This is a genomic window from Vibrio mytili, assembly GCF_049563345.1.
GTDB classification, from domain to species: Bacteria; Pseudomonadota; Gammaproteobacteria; order Enterobacterales; family Vibrionaceae; genus Vibrio; species Vibrio mytili.
This window is the reverse complement of sequence record NZ_CP110481.1, coordinates 1781401-1800937: the sequence shown is the minus strand read 5'-3', so window position 1 is coordinate 1800937 and position 19537 is coordinate 1781401. Positions and strand designations below refer to the sequence as shown.

The window sequence follows — 19537 nt, the reverse complement described above, 5'->3', positions numbered from 1 at the left end:
CTAGTATTTGATACGATTTGCTCATGGGCGCGCCATTTGACTAATAGGCAGTGTATACCAATGTTTAACTCTGGCGGCTAGCTCTCATCTTTAGCATGGTCGGGTTTGTTATATTATTGGTAGTCATGTAGTTGACTTATTAGTCGTATAAACATCAAGGATATGGTGATGCTCTCAAAAGAAAAAACCGGGTTGATCGTTGTCGATGTGCAGGGCAAGCTTGCGACATTGATGCATGAAAGTGATGCTTTAGTAGAGAACATCACTAAGCTGTCTAAAGGTGCGAAAGTGTTAGGCTTGCCGATTTTATGGCTAGAGCAGAACCCAACAAGGTTAGGGCAGACGGCGGAGCCGATCCGTAATGTGTTGCAAGACAACCTATTACCCATCGCGAAATACACCTTCGATGCATGTAAAAATGAGACCTTTCAACTTGCATTGCAAAATGCCAACGTCGATACCTGGTTGATCTGTGGCATAGAAGCACATATCTGCGTTTACCAAACCGCGGTTTCATTAAGGCAGCTTGGCTATCGTGTTGAATTAGTAACGGATTGTGTTTCTTCTCGTACAGCGGCAAATAAAGCGCTGGCGTTAGCAAAATTGACAGCACATGGTGTGACGTTGACAGGGGTTGAGATGTGCTTGTATGAAATGCTAGAAGACTGCCGAACGCCAGAGTTTAAAGACGTTCTAGCACTCATTAAGTAACGCGCTTTACTCAAATTCTCGCTGATACCTTGGCAGCATCGATTCGTTGCCAAGTAGCCCACCTTGATGAATGTAGATCAAGGTTTTATCACTGTTTTCTTCTAACCAAGGCGCTAAGCATTGCCACATGTAAGGATCATAGAGAAGATCAAACTCAATGTTGGTTTGCTCATCGAGTGCTTTCCAAATCGCGTAATCTTCAGCGTATAAGCGACCAAAATGGTGTTTAGGACGTGCTGTTAATATGGTTGGGTGACTGCTTTCACCAAGCTGGTTGAACTGCTCGGTTAAATAGCTCGCATCTCCGACACATGGACAAGTTAACACTTCGATGCCGTGCGGACTTAAATGCTTGTGAAGATACAAAGCCGTTGTGCCTGTTCCTGATGGCAATGCAAGTGTAAACTGCTCTTTGCTGCGAAAGCGTGTCCAATCGAGAATTTCGCGAGCTAACTGTTTAATACCCGTTTCAGCCAGTTGACTGCGTCCTCCTTCTGGGACGATCAGAGCGCTATTATCTGATTCATACTGGCACGAAATGTATTCATTAGGATGAAGGTCAGATCCAAGATCCTGCATGGCGGTAATCTGCATTCCCAAATCAAGCGCACCGCGATAATTGCCAATCGGCGCTTTTTTTAACCAGTCCGGTATGTGACTAACGTAAAAGTGAAATGCCCAGCCTTTAATTTTTGCTAACGCAGCCAATGAGTACATGGCATTGGATTGCGCGGAACCAAAACTCACTAAGGTAGTAATGTCAGGGTTTTGAGTTTCCATGAGTGCCATGAACTTTCTAGCTTTATTACCTGAAAAGTGAGAATGCAACATGTCATCTCGCTTTAAAAAGAACGTTCGACCATTAAAACTGTGTTGGGTGATTGGGCTTTCTGAAAGTTTCATCTTGTCTCTAACGGCGTTGCTGGCGTCAACTGAATCTTGTGCAAAAGACGCACAGTGTACCGCCATCCTGTTCATAACAACAACCAGTTAATAACAAAAGGGCTTCAGAATTGCTTCTGAAGCCCTTTGATTTGTTCGTGTTTATCGACGTTTCGGTTTACGCTGACCCGCGGGTTTACCCTGATTTTGGGGGCGTCCATTACCTTGTGGTTTGCCATTGTTGGTCGCGTTTCCACGTGGGTTGTTTTTATTTCCATGTGGGTTAGGTCCACGGACTTGACTATTACCCGAGCCATTCTTGCTAGCAGAACCATTTCGGTTACCCGAAGGATCACCATCACGCGAGCCGTTTTCTGGCTTTTTGTTTAGGTGGCCACCAAAACCAGGTTGGTTCTTGGTGTGTTTAGTGGCAAAGCGATTCGCACCGTGACGACCCGATTTACGGCGTTGAGCTGGTGTGAGCGTATCCGTATCTTCAGCTGGAACCAAACAAGTTGGTTTATCGCCGATTAAGTGTTTTTTACCCATATTGATCAGCGCTTCACGGATCATTGGCCAGTTTGCTGGATCGTGGTAACGCAGCAGCGCTTTATGCAGACGACGCTGACGCTCTCCCTTAGCCACCGGGATCTCTTCACGCTGTTTGTATTTCACACGTTTAAGAGGGTTTGTTTCTGAATAATACATCGACGTTGCGTTACACATCGGCGATGGATAGAAGTTCTGAACTTGGTCACACTCGAAGTTGTTTTTCTTTAACCAGAGTGCAAGATTCAACATATCTTCGTCTTCGGTCCCTGGGTGCGCAGAAATAAAGTAAGGGATCAGGTACTGCTTCTTGCCAGCTTCAGCGCTGTACTTCTCGAACATCTCTTTAAAGCGATCGTATGTCCCCATACCAGGTTTCATCATCAGATCCAGCGGACCTTTTTCAGTATGTTCAGGAGCAATTTTTAAGTAGCCGCCCACGTGATGAGTCACCAGCTCTTTGACGTATTCTGGTGATTCGATAGCAAGATCGTAGCGCACGCCAGAAGCAACCATTACCTTCTTCACGCCTTCGACTTTACGCGCTGCGCGGTATAAATCGATGGTGTGCTTGTGGTCGGTATTGAGTTTGTTACAGATACCTGGGAACACACAAGAGGGACGACGACAGTTTGCTTCTGCTTTCGGATCCTTACAGCCCAATCGGTACATATTGGCTGTCGGGCCGCCAAGATCGGAAATTGTACCAGTGAAGCCCGGCACTTTGTCGCGAATTTCTTCGATCTCGTTGATGATTGATTCTTGTGAACGGTTTTGGATAATTCGTCCTTCATGTTCCGTAATCGAACAGAATGAACAACCACCAAAACAGCCGCGCATGATGTTCACCGACGTTTTGATCATGTCATATGCTGGGATTTTCGCTTTGCCATACATCGGGTGAGGCACGCGCGCATAAGGTAAATCAAATACGAAATCCATCTCCTCTGTAGTGAGTGGGATAGGCGCTTGGTTTACCCAAAGTTCGCGATCACCATGACGCTGGATCAAGGCGCGACCGGAATACGGGTTGGTCTCTAAATGCATGATACGGCTTGCGTGCGCGTATAAAATGCGGTCGTTATTCAGTTTCTCAAAATGAGGCAGGCGCACAGCGGTGGTTTTGGCATCATGACGTGATGGACGAATCGTAATCGGCTGAGCTGCGGGTGGTTCATCTTTCTTTGTCTCGCACTGTGTTTCTACCTCATAAGGGTTTTTAGGAACAAACGCTTCTTTACGAGGTTTCTCAATGCGAGAAGAATCGATAATTGTATAACCTTCTGGTGCGGCTGGCAGATTGACGGCAGTTCCACGAATATTCGTCATCATAGAAATATATTCACCGTCAGCTAGTCGGTGCGCAACTTCGACCAGTGCACGTTCTGCGTTACCAAACAGAAGAATGTCGGCCTTAGCATCAAACAGCACTGAACGGCGCACTTTATCGGACCAATAATCATAGTGAGCAACACGACGTAAACTCGCTTCGATCCCACCTAAGACAATAGGCACCCCTTTAAACGCTTCACGACAACGCTGAGAGTAGACCAAAGTCGCACGATCGGGCCGTTTGCCGCCTTCGTTGTTTGGTGTATAGGCATCATCGTGACGAAGCTTTTTATCCGCAGTGTAACGGTTTATCATCGAGTCCATGTTGCCTGCAGTGATCCCGAAGAACAGATTTGGCTTACCAAGCTGCATAAAGGCATCTTTATTGTGCCATTCTGGTTGAGCAATGATGCCAACACGGAAGCCTTGAGCTTCGAGAAGGCGCCCGATGATAGCCATACCAAAGCTTGGGTGATCCACATAGGCATCACCTGTTACGATAATAATGTCACAGCTATCCCACCCTAGAGCATCCATTTCTTTCCGGCTTGTCGGTAAGAAAGGTGCGGTGCCAAAGCACTCGGCCCAGTATTTTTTGTGCTCGTGAATAGGGGTGATGGTATTGGTCATATTTTGCTCTCTGTTCCGGGGAGCGCGAATTATAGCGATTTGACGATCAGGTATCTACACCCAATTTATCCTTAGTTTTTCGAGGTTATTATTGGTTTTTCTGTTGGCTGTTCACATGATCACATGAGTCAGAGATACCGTGAGAAAAAGCCCAACCCTTTCAGTTTAGTTCAGAAGTACAGGCTACGGCTCATAAAACCCTTAAGGTGTTTAGGTGGTTTGCCTTTAAGCGATTTGCTATTATCGCCACCCCAAACGACTTTTGAGCTTGCTTGTCACATGATTCAACAACTGCTGGTTACTTTTTCACCTATGCTATTTGGCGCACAGGCGCTGTTAACGTTACTTCTGATAAAAGGCGATATTTGTCCTGGTCAGCGAGGCCGTCTTCATAAAATGTTGCCTGCGATAGGGGTCATGTGGTTGGCTGTCGCCTCAATTCGTATTGAAGCGTTTATGGTCGTGTTTGCGATTTTTTATTTTTATTCTCAAGTTCAAACTAAGAAAACACGCGAGAAAGGACCGCTGTGGGTATTGCACCTAGCTAACGGTTTAGCGTTTGCGTATGTCGTTATTCAAGTTTTTGAGCAGGCGAGTTGGCCAGCTTCAGCGGCGATAGCTTTGATGGTTTTCTTTTTGGGGGCGTCATTTTCTCAATTGCTTCTTACGATTGCTCGTAGTCGCTTGCAAGCGTTTCATCGCATTTTGCCTGTTACTGGCATTTTGTCTGGAATGTTAATCGCGATAGCGATGTTGTTTTCGTCATATCAATTGGATGAAACATTGCTCAACGAGGCAACTCAGCCAATATTATTATCTCTAGCCATGCTTATTGCGTCTATCGTGGTATGGTGCTGGCATATTTTTACCCAAAAAGCGCCTGAGAAAGTGCAACTGACGGTGGCGTTGATACTCGCAATGGCTTCGATGACAAGCGTGCAGAATCTTTTTATGTTGAGCGCTTAAGTTTCTATCTTGCTTTCGTTTTTGTTTTGAGTGCTCAAGCCATGTCACGCTTTACATTCGTGAGACTTTAAAATCTCTAAATTAACGCTAAGCTTTTATTAGATGTTGTCGAAAAGGAGTGTCGCGATGGATTTAAGCAATGTGAATAACCTCGATAGTATTATTTTGTTAGGTATCGTCAACGAGAAGCTTCGCTTAGAGTGTGACAGTTTTGACGAAATGGTCTCCATGTACGAAATGGATGTGGAATCTGTGGTCGGTAAGCTCGACACACTGGGTTATCAATACGATCCACTTACCAACCAGTTTAAAGCGTATCAGCGCTAACTAAATTCACGTCTTTTATGTCGTTCATCTTTTTCAACGGACGTTAAGCCATCTTGATCCCATCAAGGTGGCTTTTACATTGTTGCCTTGCCGTAGCAAAGAATGCTTGTAAATAACGTTTGTCCTTTTCTGAATTTCGCGTTGCAGCAAACAAACGACGCCACAATCCATCTCCAAACGGTTTACTGGTAATTAATCCCTGACGAGAGAACTCAGAAATCGCCCAGTTTGGTAACGCAGCAACGCCCAATCCAGCTGAAACCATTTGAACAAGCATTAATGTGTTATCCGCCTGTTTCCATTTTGCTGGCTCGACGCCTGCTGGTTGGAGGAAATGCTTAACGACGTCTAATCTTTGTTTTTGCACCGGATAAGACAGCATGGTTTGATCGGCCAGATCTTTCGGCTCGATAACCGCTTTTTCAGCCAGTGGGTGGTTGGTTGCCGTGATTAGGCGCATCTCAAAATCAAATAAAGGCTCGTAATGGACTTCAGAACGAGGCTGAATATCAGAAGTGATGACTAAATCAAGCTCACCAGCAAGGAGGGCGGGTAAGGGTTCAAATCCGAAACCAGATGAAAAATCGAGCGTCACACTTGGCCAAGCAAGTTGATATTCTTTTAGTGCAGGCATTAACCATTGGAAGCATGAATGGCACTCAATCGCCATATGCAAACGCCCATTCACGTCTTCTTTCAAGCTGGCGAGTTCATTTTCTGCACGTGCTAGCTTGGGCAATATATCGTCCGCGAGGCGTAGCAAAATTTCGCCTTCTGATGTGAACTTTACTGGGCGCGTTTTTCTAAGGAACAGGTGACCACCAATCCTGGATTCTAAGTCCTTGATTTGGTGAGAGAGTGCGGATTGAGTAAGGTGTAGGGCTGTTGCCGTTGCTGTAAGTGAGCCCGTATCGCGCAGCGAAGTCAGTGTTCGCAAATGTTTTAACTCTATCATGAATCCCTTTCATCCTATGCTGTTCACCATGAACATAGCTAACTTAGCGCTAAATATTGGAAATGTAAACGTCTAGATGGCTATTTAAATAAAATAGCCGAGTTTAGAGGAAAGAATGATGAATTTTTTTAATAAACAAGTTGAATAATCGGATGTTGTACGTTTCGACGAGTAGAGAGATAGTTTAGCCATCCAGACATCTTTGGTTTAAGTCGGAGGTGCTCTGCCCATACTCATAGAATAAGGAATAGGGACATGGCGACAACAACACACATACTTGGTTATCCACGTATTGGAGAAAAACGAGAACTGAAACGTACATTAGAAAAATATTGGAAAGGAGAGATTGACCAAGACGCGTTAAAGAGAGTTGGCAGCGACCTGCGCACCAAAAACTGGGCGACGCAAAAAGAAGCGGGTTTGAGCTATGTTACGGCAGGTGATTTTGCTTGGTATGATCATGTTCTCACGACCACTTTGCTTTTGGGTCACGTGCCAAAGCGTCACTCGGATGATGGTGCGCCTAATCTCGATACGTTATTCAAGGTTGGGCGTGGGCAGTCTCAGGTGAATTGTGGTTGTAAAGGAGCAGCCGCATCCGACATGACCAAATGGTTTAACACCAACTACCATTACATCGTACCAGAGTTCAGCAAAGACGATACGTTTAACGTTAGCTGGCCACAGCTATTTGAAGAAGTGAGTGAAGCAGCTAGAACCGGACACAATGTTAAACCAGTTTTACTCGGACCATTGACGTACTTATACCTTGGAAAAGAAACTGAAAAAGATTTTGATAGGCTTACGCTGTTACCAAAATTGCTTACGGCTTACCAAGAGGTTCTGGCAAAACTGGCTAACTCAGGCGTGCAATGGGTTCAGATTGATGAGCCAATTTTGTCGCTAGAGCTGGAAAATGACTGGCTCGACGCATTTAAGCGGGCTTACCAAGTGCTGCGTTGTGATATCAAAGTATTATTAACGACTTACTTTGATTCTGTAGTGGATACGCTAGATAACATTGTCCAGTTACCCGTCGACGGTTTACATGTCGACCTTTCTGCGGCTCCTGAGCAGTTGGATGAAGTTCTCGACAAGTTGCCTCGCGACTGGATACTGTCTGTCGGTGTCGTTAATGGTCGAAATGTGTGGCGCTCTGATTTGAGTGCACTTCGTGAACGTTTGTTGCCAGTAAAAGAAAAACTCGGCGATCAACTCTGGTTGGCGAGCTCGTGTTCACTATTGCACAGCCCGGTGGATCTAGACCTAGAGTCGGATCTGAATAAAGAAGTAAAAAGCTGGTTTGCATTTGCCAAGCAAAAAGTATCGGAAGTCGCGTTATTAGCCAAAGCCTTAGACGGCGATAAAGAGTCCATCTTAGCGTGTGATGATTACAGTCAGCCAATCAAAGCTCGGTTAACCTCTACACAGGTGAATAAGCCGCAGGTGCAAGCCCGCGTAAACAGTATCACCGCCACCTTGTGTGAGCGAAGCGCCCCGTATGCAGAGCGAGCGGCTCATCAAGCGGAAGTGTTAGGTTTGCCATTACTGCCGACAACCACAATAGGGTCATTCCCGCAAACGGGTGAGATTCGTGTGCAACGTAGCGCGTACCGCAATGGTCAGTTATCTGAAGAGGGCTATGTTCAAGCATTGAAAAGGCACATTGCAGATGCTGTGAAACGCCAAGAAGCGCTGGATCTTGATGTGCTTGTTCATGGAGAGGCAGAGCGAAATGACATGGTTGAGTACTTTGCCGAAAACTTAAGTGGATTTCAAACGACTCAATTTGGTTGGGTGCAGAGTTATGGCTCTCGCTGCGTAAAACCGGCCATTGTTGTAGCAGACATTGAACGGGAGACGCCCATCACTGTCGATTGGTCTGCATACGCGCAGTCATTAACGAGCAAGCAGATGAAAGGTATGCTTACAGGGCCTGTGACCATACTGTGTTGGACATTTCCACGTGAGGATATTACCCGCGAACAAATTGCGCAGCAGTTGGCGTTGGCGCTACGAGATGAAGTCTCTGATCTACAAGACGCAGGAATCAATATTATCCAAATTGATGAGCCAGCGATTCGTGAAGGCCTGCCACTCAAACATAGAGATCATCAAGCTTATCTTCAATGGGCTGTGAATGCCTTTAAGCTCACAGCGGCGATCGCGAAGCCAGAAACACAAATTCACACACATATGTGTTATAGCGAATTTAATGAAATCATTGACTCAGTCGCGGCGCTTGATGCTGATGTAATTACCATCGAAACTTCACGCTCTAATATGGAGTTGTTAAAGGCTTTTGAAGAGTTTAACTATCCAAATGAGATTGGGCCGGGTGTTTACGACATTCACTCCCCAAACATTCCAGAGAAAGAGTGGATAGAAGATCTAATCAAGAAAGCGGCGCAAAGGATTCCAGTGCAACGTTTGTGGGTAAACCCTGATTGTGGTTTAAAAACACGAAACTGGGCAGAAACGGAAGCGGCATTAGCAAACCTTGTTGCGGCAGCGAAGACGCTACGTTCTGAATTAGCATAATCCGCAGGAAAACAAACACAAACGGAGACCTCAGGCCTCCGTTTTTCTTGCTTTGTTACGCTGAATATCGCGTTGTTTCTTTAGGTTACTGCGTTTTTTGTTGTCCACTGCAACGCTGAGCCGAAATAAGCTCGTCGGCCATGAGTTGTCCACGCGAATTGCGGATTTTCAGCCGATACATCAACCCCATGTCGATCTGCTGACGAATGGCTGGTGTGTTGCAGTAGGTGTAAATACCGGTATTGATCACTTGTGCTAGTGGTTTGGCACCCGTTGCACCATCGTTATATATCATCATCATTTCGACCACGTTTTTATTGGACGAAACTCGCATGATTTGCAAAGGTCCATACTCAATCGGCAACCCTGCAGATAGCACACCAGCACGATTCGAGGCCATTAGTTCAAGTTGACGTTCTTTATCACCGCTAGACGAGCAACCCGCCAGTGCACCAAGGACGAGGAAAATACACAGTAACTTTTTCATAATTTAAAACACTTTTTTGAATGGTTTTACGATCACATTTTCGTAAACGCCTGCCGCCACATAAGGGTCGGAATCTGCCCATGCTTGTGCGTCTTCCAATGATGAAAACTCAGCTATGACCGTAGAACCAGTAAAACCTGCTTCTCCTGGATTATCTGAGTCAATCGCTGGCATTGGGCCCGCAGTAAGAAGACGGCCTTCATCCTGAAGGTTTTGCAAACGCTCAAGGTGCTGAGGGCGCACACTCATGCGCTTTTCTAGTGAATTCTCAACATCCTGAGAAAAGATTACGTACCACATAGCATAGTTCCTTAATTAGACGGGTGAAGCGTTAATTTAACGACTTTTTCGCGTAACTCACAAGTTAACTATAAAAAATGTGAGATTATTCCTAACAATTAGAGTGAGTTAATTTCAACGTGTGCCAATCCGTTCTAATTGACGATTGGACGAGGTTTGCCTTCTGTATCAATAGCCACATAGTTGAAGGTCGCGTCACACACCATAAAGCGATCACCAACGCCTTGTTCTTTAACTGGTTTGACCCAAACCTCCAGATCAATACTCATAGAAGTACGGCCGATTTTTGTGCATTCGCCATAGCAGCAAACCACATCACCGACACGTACTGGTTTTTTAAAAGTGATGCTAGAGACGGAAACCGTAACGATGCGACCTGAGGAAATTTCTTTTGCGAGAATGCCGCCAGCAAGGTCAAGCTGCGACATGATCCACCCACCAAATATATCACCATTGGCATTGGTGTCTGCTGGCATTGCTAGGGTACGCAGTAGTAGTTGACCCTTAGGGGAGTATTGTTCCTGACTCATTTTTATATCCGTAAACAGTAGTCAATGTTCTGAGTGGTCCACAAAAAGTGTCTCCAATAACTCAGAAAGTACAAACAAAACAGCGACCCGTAGGTCGCTGTTTAATATTTGATCGTAGAATCAAATTGGTCGGATTATAGCGAAAGATGACGTCTTATTCATCTATTGAAACGTCAGAAGATCCGTCTTTCTGTTCTTTTGGCATGTGTCTGTAGATATAGAAGCCAGTTGCAATCATATAGGCGAATGTCGCTATCAATAAGCCAAACACTTTAAAGTTTACCCAAACGTCTAGCGGAAGTTTGTAAGCAACATAGATGTTTAAGCCCGCACAGAAAGAGAAAAATGCAACCCACGCCCAGTTGATTCGAGTCCAAACCTGTTCTGGTAAGGTAATCTCCTTTCCTAACATGCCTTTAATCGCTGATTTGCCCATGGCATGACTCACTGCAAGCCCAACCGCGAACACGACATAAACAATGGTGACTTTCCATTTTATGAAGTTGTCGTCGTGAAGGAAAATCGTCATACCACCAAATATAGCGACCATCGCAAAAGTGATTAACTGCATCTTTTCGACTTTTTTGTACAACGCGAAGGTAACGACGATTTGAATTGCCGTTGCAATGATCAGTGCGCCTGTCGCTACATAGATATCGTACATTTTGTATAAAGCGAAGAAGACAATGAGTGGGATAAAATCAAGGATTTGCTTCATATTGCAAAAAACTACCTATTTATTGAATTGCCCACAGTCTAACGCAATCTCACACAATGTGAATAGCGGGAGACAATTGGATACAAAAAAGCCGCTCGAGTGAGCGGCTTTGGACAAGAAAAATAAGGCTTAAGCGTCTTGTTTATTTAGCTCAAGTTCTTTTTCTGCTTCTGCGAGTTCTTCTTCTACTAGCGCATCAACAATCACAGCACATGCCGCGTCACCAGTCAGAGTGATATTCAAATTTTTATAAGTTCGAGAACTCTACTCGGTGTATCAAGCGCTCTTTAACAGAAAAAATGAGAATTCATGAAAGTGCATATTTAACGCGTCTGATGTGGGCCGCAAATATTGTTGGTGACTTATTGATTGCTATATGTCGGCGTTAATATAACGGGTTTGAACTTCCTTTGAGAGAGCATATTCAGGAGCGAAAGGAAGTGGAAATGATAACGATAACAAGTGGATAGTTAGTTGAATATGAAATATCGAGGCGTCGCCAGTTTGGCATTAGCGGTTAGTATAGCGGGTTGTAAAAGTCTCCCCACAATGTATCCGTCCGCACATAAAGTCATGGTCGTCAGAGACACATTGGTTTTTGATGGGATGATAACAGGAGAAACTGTCCTTGAGGCCATGCGGGTCGTTCGAGAAAGCAATGGCCCAGTCAAAAAGCTCAAGATTACGAGTACTGGCGGAGATATGGCTGTTGGTATTGAGTTTGGCTACTTCGTTAAAGAAAACAATTTTGATGTAGAAGTCAGTGAGTTATGTTTTTCTTCCTGTGCGAACTATGTTTTGCCCGCTGCAAAAAGTGTGGTGGTTAACACTAACTCGTTGATTGGTTGGCACGGTGGGGCAATACAATCTAATGAGTTATGGGAATTAAGTCTCCCCGAGAAAGATAGGCCAGCATTTATGGATTATCTAAACCGCTTGCGAGTAAAAGAAACGGCTTTTTTTGGCTATGTCGATGTTGACCAACAAATCACGACTTATGGGCAGACTATTGGCAATAGCTGTCAAAAAAAGAAGAAAACAGATGGTTGGTACTACTCTATTGACGACCTACATAGAATGGGCATTCAAAATATTACAGTAAAAGGTACAGGGCTATTAAGTGAAATAGAATATAAAGACGATAGTGGGCGAATGGACACAACTCAGTTTAATGGTAAAAAGATTACATCCTGTTTACTCGAGGGCGTTTTTGATAATGCCTAGTTACGGACATACCATAGTTACGGACAAACCATAGTTACGAATAAATCTGAGGCGTGACGTCGAAGCTACTACGACAAGTTTTTAAAATTAAGCATGCCCTAAACCAAAAAAGCCGCTCGTGTGAGCGGCTTTGGACAAGAAAAATAAGGCTTAAGCGTCTTGTTTATTTAGCTCAAGTTCTTTTTCTGCTTCTGCGAGTTCTTCTTCTACTAGCGCATCAACGATCACAGCACATGCCGCGTCACCAGTAATATTTAGTGCAGTACGAATCATATCGAAGATACGGTCAAGAGCGAATAGCAGTGGTAACCCTTCGATTGGAATGCCCGCCGCAAGTAGAACCGCAACAACAAGGAATGATGGACCAGGAACACCTGCTTGACCAACTGCGCCCAGAGTCGAAGTGACGATGATTGCAATGTATGCGCCCATGCCTAGGTCGATGTTGAATAGCTGTGCGAAGAAAATCGCGACCAAACCGTAGTAAATCGCGTTACCAGACATGTTGATTGTTGCACCAAGAGGTAAAACAAACGAAGCGGTTGAGTTTTTAACACCAAGTTCTTTTTCACACGTATCCATGGTGACAGGTAATGTCGCCATTGATGAAGCGGTTGATAGTGCAACGGCTTGTGGTTTCTTCATTGAAGAGATGAATTTCTTCGCTGAAGTCTTCGTGAAGATGTGAACCATTGCAGGGTATACAACGAAGCCAAAGATCAGGATTGCCGCAGTGTAGACGACGAACAGTTTGAACACGACCATGAGGGCGCCAAAACCAAACGTACCAACTGCTTCTGCCATCAGGCCAAATACACCGATAGGTGCAATGATCATCACTTTGTTGATCATCCAAACCATAGCGTCAACGATGCAGTTAACACCGTTTAGGATAGGATCACGACGTTCCTTGTCTTGCTTAGCAATCGCGATACCAAAGAACAGGCAGAATACAAGGATTTGTAGGATGTTTGCATCATTCAGTGATTGGAAAACGTTGGTTGGGATCATACCTGTGATGGTTGCCCAAAAAGTAGGTAGTTCACCTTTTGATGCGTATTCAGCTGAGAACATGCCTTGGACGCCGGATACGTCGATGCCCATGCCAGGTTGGAACACTTCACCCATCACTAGAGCAAGTGCAACGGCTAAAGCGGAGGTCAATGCGAAGTAGCCCAATGTCACTACGCCGACTTTACCAGCAGACTGGCTGTTACCAAGACCTGCAGCACCAGAAATCAAAGCAACGGCAACCAAAGGGATCACCAGCATTTTGATCAAATTAATAAAGATCGCGCCTAAAGGAGCGAACATAGTTGCATCGTGGCCCATTATGGCACCGACTGCTGTTCCCGCTAGCATAGCAATGACGACTTGAACGCCAATGTTGTTTAGCAAATTCTTTTCTTTTAACACTTCCATAACCTCTGTGCTGGTGATTTATACAATCCTAAAATTACCCACCGGTAATTAAATACAAAGTGGATAATTATTTCGCACCTGCTTTTTACACTTATCACTCAAAATTAGCAATATGCTTATGGGGCTTATTGATGAAAAAATCGATATTTTATTGACATTTGTTAAGTTTTTATACCAAAGCAAACGATTGCTTTTGGTTTTGAGTGCAATTAAACCGCGTAAATATTCTATCGAAGAATAGGTTGGACCAGAGCGATTAAAAATTATGTTAATCAATTGGGTTTTATTTGTGATGCGTTTTTTATTCAACTTGGAGCACAATAAATCGTCACGACAATTCGAATTGACACTCTCATTTTGGTCAAAACGACAGGCGAAACGCCTATCAGTTTATCTTCTCAAATTTTGGTTTCCTAATCAGTGGAATATCAACGCCAATGATCTCGTGATCGGTTGGCATTTAAGTTCTCGTATAACAAGTTATTTTCAATATTTACAGTGGGGCTGTGGGTCTTTCGTGATGATTTTTTTGCAGCCAATACTGTCGGAGTAGAGTTGAGTCCGATTAGAGACGCTGACTCAAAACCTAGAGCTAGAGGAAGTGGGATGAATCAAATCAATCCGGCTAAATTGCTAAGCAGCAAGTGGACAGCCGCGAATCCAAGCAATCGAGAAAAGCATTTTTTAGTGACTGAAATGGAGTATGACGACGAAGGCCGTGTGATTTCTTGTAAAATAGAAGCGGTTCTTTCAAAGAATGAGTATTTGATAGACTGGACGGAATTGAAACACCAAGACAAGTGGCTTCAAGGTTGGAAATAGACAACAAAAAAACGCCCACTAGCGCTAGCTTAGTGGGCGTTTGTGATTCACATGATTATTTTTGTGTCGCGGATTTCATTGCGGATACGAATTCAGCCAGTTTGTCGAGCATGATTTGTGGCTGTTCGACGTTGGTTTCGATAATTTTCACGACAGCCGAACCAGAGATAGCGCCTGCAGCACCCGCTTCGATGGCTTGCTTGACTTGTGAAGGCTCAGAGATTCCAAAACCGAGAAGAGCTGGTGGCGCATCATATTGATTTAGTCGTTCCAACAATTGTCCAACAGGCATGTTCGCTTTCGTTTCCGCCCCAGTTACTCCTGAGCGTGAGAGTAGGTAAGTGTAGCCGCTACTTAGTTTCGCCACTTGTTCTAGGGTTTCATCGCTTGCTGTCGGTGGTGCGATAAAAATCGGGTCAATACCAAATTTTTCGGCTGCAGCAACAAACTCATCACTTTCATTGGTCGGTACATCGGCAATAAGTACTGAATCGATACCTGCTTTTGCACAGTGCGCATAGAAATCCTCTATACCTCGTGAAAAGACCAAGTTGGCATACATCAATAAACCGATAGGTAAATCAGGATATTTTGCACGGATCTTACCGATTTGCTCGAAGCAGATATCTGGTGTCGCACCAGATTCTAACGCTCGATTGTTCGCACCTTGAATGGTTGGGCCATCGGCTAAAGGATCAGAGAAGGGGATACCCAGCTCGAGAGCATCTGCACCAGACTCTACAAGTGTTTCCATTATCTTGTAGGACTGTTCAGCATTGGGATCGCCAACCGTGACAAACGGTACAAACGCGCCTTGTTTTTTTTCGTTTAGGCGAGCAAACATCTTCTCATAACGGCTCATTAGATGACTCCTTTTTCTTCTAAGATGGCATGCACGGTGAAGATGTCTTTGTCACCACGACCAGATAAGTTAACCACTAACAGTTGTTCTTTTTCAGGATTCTCTCGTGCCATATGTAGCGCATGCGCAAGTGCATGCGACGACTCTAGAGCCGCGATAATGCCTTCGCTACGGGCGATTTCTTGGAATGCTTCTAGCGCTTCATCATCCGTTACGTTAGCGTATTCAGCACGGCCAATTGCATTCAGGTGCGCGTGTTGTGGACCAACTGAAGGGAAATCCAAACCTGCGGAGACTGAGTATGATTCTTCAATCTGACCATTCTCGTCCTGCATTAGCGGTGCTTTCATACCGAAGTAAATACCAGTTTTACCATGCTTTAGTGGTGCACCGTGTTGGTCTGTATCGATACCTTTACCAGCAGGTTCAACACCGATGAGTTTGACGCTCTCTTCTTCGATAAAGTCTGCAAACATACCAATCGCATTTGAGCCGCCGCCGACACAAGCGATCACCGCATCTGGAAGGCGTCCTTCACGCGCAAGGATTTGGTTTTTAGTTTCTTCACCGATCATTCGTTGGAATTCACGCACAATCGTTGGGAATGGGTGCGGACCTGCAGCGGTACCCAATAGGTAGTGTGCATCTTCATAGGTTGCTGACCAATCACGCAATGCTTCATTACAGGCATCTTTTAGCGTTGAAGAGCCCGAATGGACAGGAATCACTTCTGCACCCATCAGCTTCATACGAAATACGTTCGGGCTTTGTCGTTCAACGTCTTTTGCGCCCATGTATACGCGACATTTAAGACCAAGTAGGGCACAAGCTAATGCGGTTGCAACACCATGTTGACCAGCACCAGTTTCAGCGATGATTTCGTTTTTTCCCATACGCTTAGCTAACAGTGCTTGACCAAGTACCTGGTTGGTTTTGTGCGCGCCACCGTGAAGCAGATCCTCACGTTTCAGGTACAGTTTGGTTTTCGTACCTTTAGTTAGGTTGCGAGCCAGGGTCAGTGCCGTCGGGCGTCCTGCGTACTCTTGTAATAGCGACATAAATTCGCTACGGAACTCAGGATCTTGCTGCGCATCGATAAACGCTTGCTCTAACTGGTCCAAAGCAGGGACCAGGATTTGCGGAACGTACTGACCGCCGTATTCGCCAAAGTAGGCATTCAGTTTTGCCATTGTGATATTCCTTTTCCTAATCTTTAATAGCTGCGGATAGCAGTAAATGCTTTGAGCAACTTGTGTGAATCTTTTTTACCTGGCGCATTTTCCACACCAGAATTTAGGTCCAAACCTAAGCAACCGAGAGTCGCGGCTTGTTGCGCGTTGTCTGGTGATAGGCCACCAGCTAACATGATCTGGCTTGGGTCACCGATCAATGACCAATCGAATGTTTGGCCTGTTCCGCCGGATTGACTGCCCACTTGCGCATCTAGCAAATGTCGATCTACGTTATTATCAAGTAGAGCTGGCATCGTGTCTTTTACGCCATAGGCTTTCCAAATTTCCACACCTTGTGGAAGCTCCGCTCTTAGCTGGTCGACGTAAGCTTGATCTTCTGTTCCGTGTAGTTGTACCGCTTTTAAACCCAAAGAGGTGGCAATGGATGCCACAAAATCAATATCGTGATTTTGGAAAACGCCAACATAGTGAAGAGGGGCACCACTCATTGTCAGGCGAGCACTTTCTAAGTTAACAGCACGTTTTGATTTTTCAACGAAAATCAGTCCTCCAAATACGGCACCGGCTTTATATGCGTTTGCTGCATCATCAGGGTGAGTTAAACCACAAACTTTGTTTTCACCAAGCGTCACTTTACGTACCGCAAGTTCCAAATTGTCTTCTGACATAAGAGAACTGCCAATCAGAAAACCATCCGCGTACGCTGCAAGATCGCGCACTTGTTGATGGGTATATATACCGGATTCCGAGATAACGGTTGCTTCTGGCGCCAGTTCTCTAATAGTAGGAGCTAGCTCTTTCGTGCGGTTAAGATCTGTGCTCAGGTCACGTAAGTTACGGTTGTTGATACCGATGACGCGAGCACCTAGGTTAACGGCGCGGTGTAACTCTTCTATATTGCTGACTTCGGTAAGAATGCCCATGTTTAGGCTGTGCGCCGCTTCCGCCAAAGCTCGGTATTCTTCGTCGTTGAGTACAGACAGCATTAATAAGATAGCGTCTGCCTGATAATAACGAGCAAGGTACACTTGGTATGTATCGACCATAAAGTCTTTGCACAAAACGGGTTGTTTTACTTTATTTCGCACGCGCGGAATAAATTCAAAGTTACCCTGAAAGTACTTCTCATCCGTCAAAACCGAAATAGCGTCAGCATGATTGTTGTAGACCGATGCAATGTATTCCAAATCGAAGTCATCACGTATCAGTCCTTTTGATGGTGAAGCCTTTTTACACTCCGTAATGAATACGGTTTTGTCACCACTTAATGCATCATAGAAACTGCGATCTGATGGCTCTAGTTCTGACTGAAATGTACTTAAATGCTGTGATGCTTTGCGTTCAGCAACCCACTGGTATTTGTCACGAACAATTTTGGCTAACACTTCTGCCATTTCTGCTTCTTTTTTAGAAACATGCTCAGATAAGTTGTCAGCTTGCTGAGTATTGGAATCTGTCATCTGCGTTATTTCCTTAAGCGTGTGCGGCAAGTTGCTGCACGAGTTGGTAAGCCTTGCCTGAGTTCATCACCTCGATCGCTTGTTGTGTATTGGCTTTTAAATCTTCATGACCAAACAGGCGCATCAGCAGTGCCACATTGGCTGCGACTGCGCCAAGCTGAGCTTCGGTTCCCTTTCCGGTCAGAATGTTAGTAATGATGGCTTTGTTTTCTTCGGGAGTACCGCCTTTTATCGCTTCGAGCGGGTGTGGCTTCAAACCAAAGTCTTCTGGCGTTAGCGTGTACTCAGTAATGCGACCATCTTTGATTTCCGCCACGGTTGTTGAACCATGAATCGCGACTTCATCAAGTCCGCTACCGTGCACCACAGCAGCGCGCTTCATACCCATTTGTAGCATGGTTTCAGCGATAGGATGAACCAGTTCTTCGCTGTACACGCCCATTAATTCAATGTTCGGGCGTGCAGGGTTGATCAACGGGCCGAGAATATTGAAGATAGTGCGTGTCTTCATGATTTGGCGCACAGGCATCGCGTGACGAACTCCACCGTGATATTGCGGAGCAAACAAGAATGCAACACCAATGTCATCAATGGCTTTGCGAGTGTCTTCAGCACTCATCGCTAAGTTGATGCCAAATGAGTCTAACAGGTCGGAAGATCCTGATTTACTGGATACACTGCGATTACCGTGTTTTGCGACTTTTAATCCACAGGCGGCAGCGACAAATGCAGCCGTCGTAGAAATGTTGATGGTATCGTGACCGTCACCCCCAGTACCAACGATGTCTGCAAAGTCGTAATCAGGGCGCGGGAATGGGTTTGCATTCGCCAGAAGCGCTTTTGCAGCACCCGCAATTTCATCAGGTGTTTCGCCTTTTATTTTCAAGGCGGTTAACGCAGATGCCATCAAAATAGGGTCAAGCTCACCGCGAATAATGACATCAAAGAGCTGCTGACTTTCTTCTTGCGTAAGGGATTGTTGTTCATAAAGTTTTTTGATAATTGTTTCCATTATTTCTCTTCCCATTTCCTTATGCGTTGTTTTTCTCAAGGGCCCATTCAATCGCATTCGCCAGTAAGGTCGCGCCATATGTGGTCATAATTGATTCCGGGTGGAATTGGAATCCGCACACTTTATCCTGTTCATGAACTACCGACATGGTTAAACCGTCAACCTCTGCTGTGACTGTAAGGCTTGATGGTACGGACAGTGCGACTAAAGAGTGATAACGCGCTATCGCAAGTGGTGATGGTAGGTTGAGATAAGTGGCGTGATTTTGGTGAGCCATCATTGAAACCTTACCATGAATGATTTCACCAGCACCGCCAACCGTTCCACCATAGGCTTCAATAATGGCCTGATGGCCAAGGCAAATACCGATGATTGGCACTTTACCTTTCATGCGCTGAATCAATTCTGGCATTGAGCCCGCCTCTGACGGCGCACCAGGGCCAGGAGAGAGCAAAACCACTGGGCTTTCGAGTTTGTTGACTTCTTGCTCGATGGTCTCTGCTGAGATGTTGTTGCGATAAATGGTCACCGAATGACCGAGGGAGCGAAATTGATCCACAAGGTTGTAGGTGAATGAATCAAAGTTGTCGATGAATACAATATTAGCCATGCTC

19 protein-coding genes are annotated in these 19537 nt (G+C 45.1%); 6 read left to right on the top strand and 13 right to left on the bottom strand.

Annotation, left to right across the window (positions count from 1 at the left end):
• Nucleotides 1–168 precede the first annotated feature (168 nt).
• A complete protein-coding gene (locus ONE56_RS08280) occupies nt 169–711 on the top strand; it encodes an isochorismatase family protein (protein WP_423839645.1) in 543 nt (180 codons plus the stop codon).
• A gap of 6 nt (nt 712–717) precedes the next feature.
• Here the strand turns inward: ONE56_RS08280 and ONE56_RS08275 are convergent, their stop codons facing one another.
• The gene (locus ONE56_RS08275; protein WP_331439006.1) at nt 718–1614 is read right to left on the bottom strand and encodes a 1-aminocyclopropane-1-carboxylate deaminase/D-cysteine desulfhydrase; all 897 of its coding nucleotides are present in this window, start codon (nt 1612–1614) and stop codon (nt 718–720) included.
• Between the two features lie 141 nt (nt 1615–1755).
• Entirely contained in the window at nt 1756–4104 is a 2349-nt protein-coding gene (locus ONE56_RS08270) for a YgiQ family radical SAM protein (RefSeq protein WP_423839644.1), read from the bottom strand.
• 279 nt (nt 4105–4383) lie between these two features.
• Between ONE56_RS08270 and ONE56_RS08265 the strand changes: the two genes are divergently transcribed.
• The gene (locus tag ONE56_RS08265; protein ID WP_041155549.1) at nt 4384–5070 is read left to right on the top strand and encodes a hypothetical protein; all 687 of its coding nucleotides are present in this window, start codon (nt 4384–4386) and stop codon (nt 5068–5070) included.
• A gap of 126 nt (nt 5071–5196) precedes the next feature.
• Nucleotides 5197–5397 (top strand): DUF4250 domain-containing protein, encoded by a 201-nt coding sequence (locus tag ONE56_RS08260; protein WP_041155433.1) that lies wholly within the window; start codon nt 5197–5199, stop codon nt 5395–5397.
• A gap of 43 nt (nt 5398–5440) precedes the next feature.
• On the opposite strand, the gene metR is transcribed toward ONE56_RS08260, so the two are convergent.
• On the bottom strand, nt 5441–6352 hold the full coding sequence (gene metR / locus ONE56_RS08255; protein WP_041155434.1) for an HTH-type transcriptional regulator MetR: 912 nt from the start codon (nt 6350–6352) through the stop codon (nt 5441–5443).
• A 255-nt stretch (nt 6353–6607) separates the two neighbouring features.
• Between metR and metE the strand changes: the two genes are divergently transcribed.
• Nucleotides 6608–8893, top strand: a complete 2286-nt coding sequence (gene metE / locus ONE56_RS08250; RefSeq protein ID WP_423839643.1) for a 5-methyltetrahydropteroyltriglutamate--homocysteine S-methyltransferase — start codon at nt 6608–6610, stop codon at nt 8891–8893.
• An 85-nt stretch (nt 8894–8978) separates the two neighbouring features.
• On the opposite strand, the gene ONE56_RS08245 is transcribed toward metE, so the two are convergent.
• The 4 genes from ONE56_RS08245 to ONE56_RS08230 form a co-directional block, all read right to left on the bottom strand.
• Nucleotides 8979–9380, bottom strand: coding sequence for a GspS/AspS pilotin family protein (locus ONE56_RS08245; RefSeq protein WP_041155436.1), 402 nt, complete (start codon nt 9378–9380; stop codon nt 8979–8981).
• A 3-nt stretch (nt 9381–9383) separates the two neighbouring features.
• Nucleotides 9384–9680 carry a YciI family protein gene (locus tag ONE56_RS08240; RefSeq protein ID WP_423839642.1) on the bottom strand — a complete coding sequence of 99 codons (297 nt, stop codon included), beginning with the start codon at nt 9678–9680 and terminating at the stop codon, nt 9384–9386.
• A 134-nt stretch (nt 9681–9814) separates the two neighbouring features.
• Nucleotides 9815–10210 (bottom strand): acyl-CoA thioester hydrolase YciA, encoded by a 396-nt coding sequence (yciA, locus tag ONE56_RS08235; RefSeq protein WP_041155438.1) that lies wholly within the window; start codon nt 10208–10210, stop codon nt 9815–9817.
• 154 nt (nt 10211–10364) lie between these two features.
• Nucleotides 10365–10928 carry a septation protein A gene (locus ONE56_RS08230; RefSeq protein ID WP_041155439.1) on the bottom strand — a complete coding sequence of 188 codons (564 nt, stop codon included), beginning with the start codon at nt 10926–10928 and terminating at the stop codon, nt 10365–10367.
• 480 nt (nt 10929–11408) lie between these two features.
• Here ONE56_RS08230 and ONE56_RS08225 point away from each other — a divergent pair, with 480 nt between their 5' ends.
• Nucleotides 11409–12152: a hypothetical protein gene (locus ONE56_RS08225; RefSeq protein ID WP_423840502.1), complete on the top strand. Its 744-nt coding sequence runs from the start codon at nt 11409–11411 to the stop codon at nt 12150–12152.
• Between the two features lie 150 nt (nt 12153–12302).
• Here the strand turns inward: ONE56_RS08225 and ONE56_RS08220 are convergent, their stop codons facing one another.
• A complete protein-coding gene (locus tag ONE56_RS08220; protein ID WP_331439003.1) occupies nt 12303–13574 on the bottom strand; it encodes a dicarboxylate/amino acid:cation symporter in 1272 nt (423 codons plus the stop codon).
• A gap of 606 nt (nt 13575–14180) precedes the next feature.
• On the opposite strand from ONE56_RS08220, the gene ONE56_RS08215 reads away from it, so the two are divergent.
• The gene (locus ONE56_RS08215; RefSeq protein WP_331439002.1) at nt 14181–14396 is read left to right on the top strand and encodes a TIGR02450 family Trp-rich protein; all 216 of its coding nucleotides are present in this window, start codon (nt 14181–14183) and stop codon (nt 14394–14396) included.
• Between the two features lie 55 nt (nt 14397–14451).
• On the opposite strand, the gene trpA is transcribed toward ONE56_RS08215, so the two are convergent.
• The 5 genes from trpA to ONE56_RS08190 are packed head-to-tail and all read right to left on the bottom strand — an operon-like array spanning nt 14452 to nt 19533.
• Nucleotides 14452–15258, bottom strand: a complete 807-nt coding sequence (trpA, locus tag ONE56_RS08210) for a tryptophan synthase subunit alpha (RefSeq protein WP_331439001.1) — start codon at nt 15256–15258, stop codon at nt 14452–14454.
• Nucleotides 15258–16448 carry a tryptophan synthase subunit beta gene (gene trpB, locus ONE56_RS08205; RefSeq protein ID WP_041155442.1) on the bottom strand — a complete coding sequence of 397 codons (1191 nt, stop codon included), beginning with the start codon at nt 16446–16448 and terminating at the stop codon, nt 15258–15260. The genes trpA and trpB overlap by 1 nt, the downstream gene beginning before the upstream one ends.
• A 23-nt stretch (nt 16449–16471) precedes the next feature.
• Nucleotides 16472–17911 carry a bifunctional indole-3-glycerol-phosphate synthase TrpC/phosphoribosylanthranilate isomerase TrpF gene (gene trpCF, locus ONE56_RS08200; protein ID WP_331439000.1) on the bottom strand — a complete coding sequence of 480 codons (1440 nt, stop codon included), beginning with the start codon at nt 17909–17911 and terminating at the stop codon, nt 16472–16474.
• Nucleotides 17912–17924: 13 nt separating this feature from the next.
• Nucleotides 17925–18923 carry an anthranilate phosphoribosyltransferase gene (gene trpD, locus ONE56_RS08195; protein WP_415679338.1) on the bottom strand — a complete coding sequence of 333 codons (999 nt, stop codon included), beginning with the start codon at nt 18921–18923 and terminating at the stop codon, nt 17925–17927.
• Nucleotides 18924–18942: 19 nt separating this feature from the next.
• Entirely contained in the window at nt 18943–19533 is a 591-nt protein-coding gene (locus ONE56_RS08190; RefSeq protein WP_041155443.1) for an aminodeoxychorismate/anthranilate synthase component II, read from the bottom strand.
• Nucleotides 19534–19537: the final 4 nt, after the last annotated feature.

Excerpts from the sequence above, each read along its gene's own strand:
- ONE56_RS08190 (WP_041155443.1), bottom strand. The coding sequence starts at position 19,533 with ATGGCTAATATTGTATTCATCGACAACTTTGATTCATTCACCTACAAC.
- metE (WP_423839643.1), top strand. The coding sequence starts at position 6,608 with ATGGCGACAACAACACACATACTTGGTTATCCACGTATTGGAGAAAAA.
- ONE56_RS08270 (WP_423839644.1), bottom strand. The coding sequence starts at position 4,104 with ATGACCAATACCATCACCCCTATTCACGAGCACAAAAAATACTGGGCC.
- trpD (WP_415679338.1), bottom strand. The coding sequence starts at position 18,923 with ATGGAAACAATTATCAAAAAACTTTATGAACAACAATCCCTTACGCAA.
- ONE56_RS08245 (WP_041155436.1), bottom strand. The coding sequence starts at position 9,380 with ATGAAAAAGTTACTGTGTATTTTCCTCGTCCTTGGTGCACTGGCGGGT.
- trpCF (WP_331439000.1), bottom strand. The coding sequence starts at position 17,911 with ATGACAGATTCCAATACTCAGCAAGCTGACAACTTATCTGAGCATGTT.
- trpA (WP_331439001.1), bottom strand. The coding sequence starts at position 15,258 with ATGAGCCGTTATGAGAAGATGTTTGCTCGCCTAAACGAAAAAAAACAA.
- trpB (WP_041155442.1), bottom strand. The coding sequence starts at position 16,448 with ATGGCAAAACTGAATGCCTACTTTGGCGAATACGGCGGTCAGTACGTT.
- ONE56_RS08215 (WP_331439002.1), top strand. The coding sequence starts at position 14,181 with ATGAATCAAATCAATCCGGCTAAATTGCTAAGCAGCAAGTGGACAGCC.
- yciA (WP_041155438.1), bottom strand. The coding sequence starts at position 10,210 with ATGAGTCAGGAACAATACTCCCCTAAGGGTCAACTACTACTGCGTACC.
- metR (WP_041155434.1), bottom strand. The coding sequence starts at position 6,352 with ATGATAGAGTTAAAACATTTGCGAACACTGACTTCGCTGCGCGATACG.
- ONE56_RS08230 (WP_041155439.1), bottom strand. The coding sequence starts at position 10,928 with ATGAAGCAAATCCTTGATTTTATCCCACTCATTGTCTTCTTCGCTTTA.
- ONE56_RS08220 (WP_331439003.1), bottom strand. The coding sequence starts at position 13,574 with ATGGAAGTGTTAAAAGAAAAGAATTTGCTAAACAACATTGGCGTTCAA.
- ONE56_RS08275 (WP_331439006.1), bottom strand. The coding sequence starts at position 1,614 with ATGAAACTTTCAGAAAGCCCAATCACCCAACACAGTTTTAATGGTCGA.
- ONE56_RS08225 (WP_423840502.1), top strand. The coding sequence starts at position 11,409 with ATGAAATATCGAGGCGTCGCCAGTTTGGCATTAGCGGTTAGTATAGCG.
- ONE56_RS08265 (WP_041155549.1), top strand. The coding sequence starts at position 4,384 with ATGATTCAACAACTGCTGGTTACTTTTTCACCTATGCTATTTGGCGCA.
- ONE56_RS08240 (WP_423839642.1), bottom strand. The coding sequence starts at position 9,680 with ATGTGGTACGTAATCTTTTCTCAGGATGTTGAGAATTCACTAGAAAAG.
- ONE56_RS08260 (WP_041155433.1), top strand. The coding sequence starts at position 5,197 with ATGGATTTAAGCAATGTGAATAACCTCGATAGTATTATTTTGTTAGGT.
- ONE56_RS08280 (WP_423839645.1), top strand. The coding sequence starts at position 169 with ATGCTCTCAAAAGAAAAAACCGGGTTGATCGTTGTCGATGTGCAGGGC.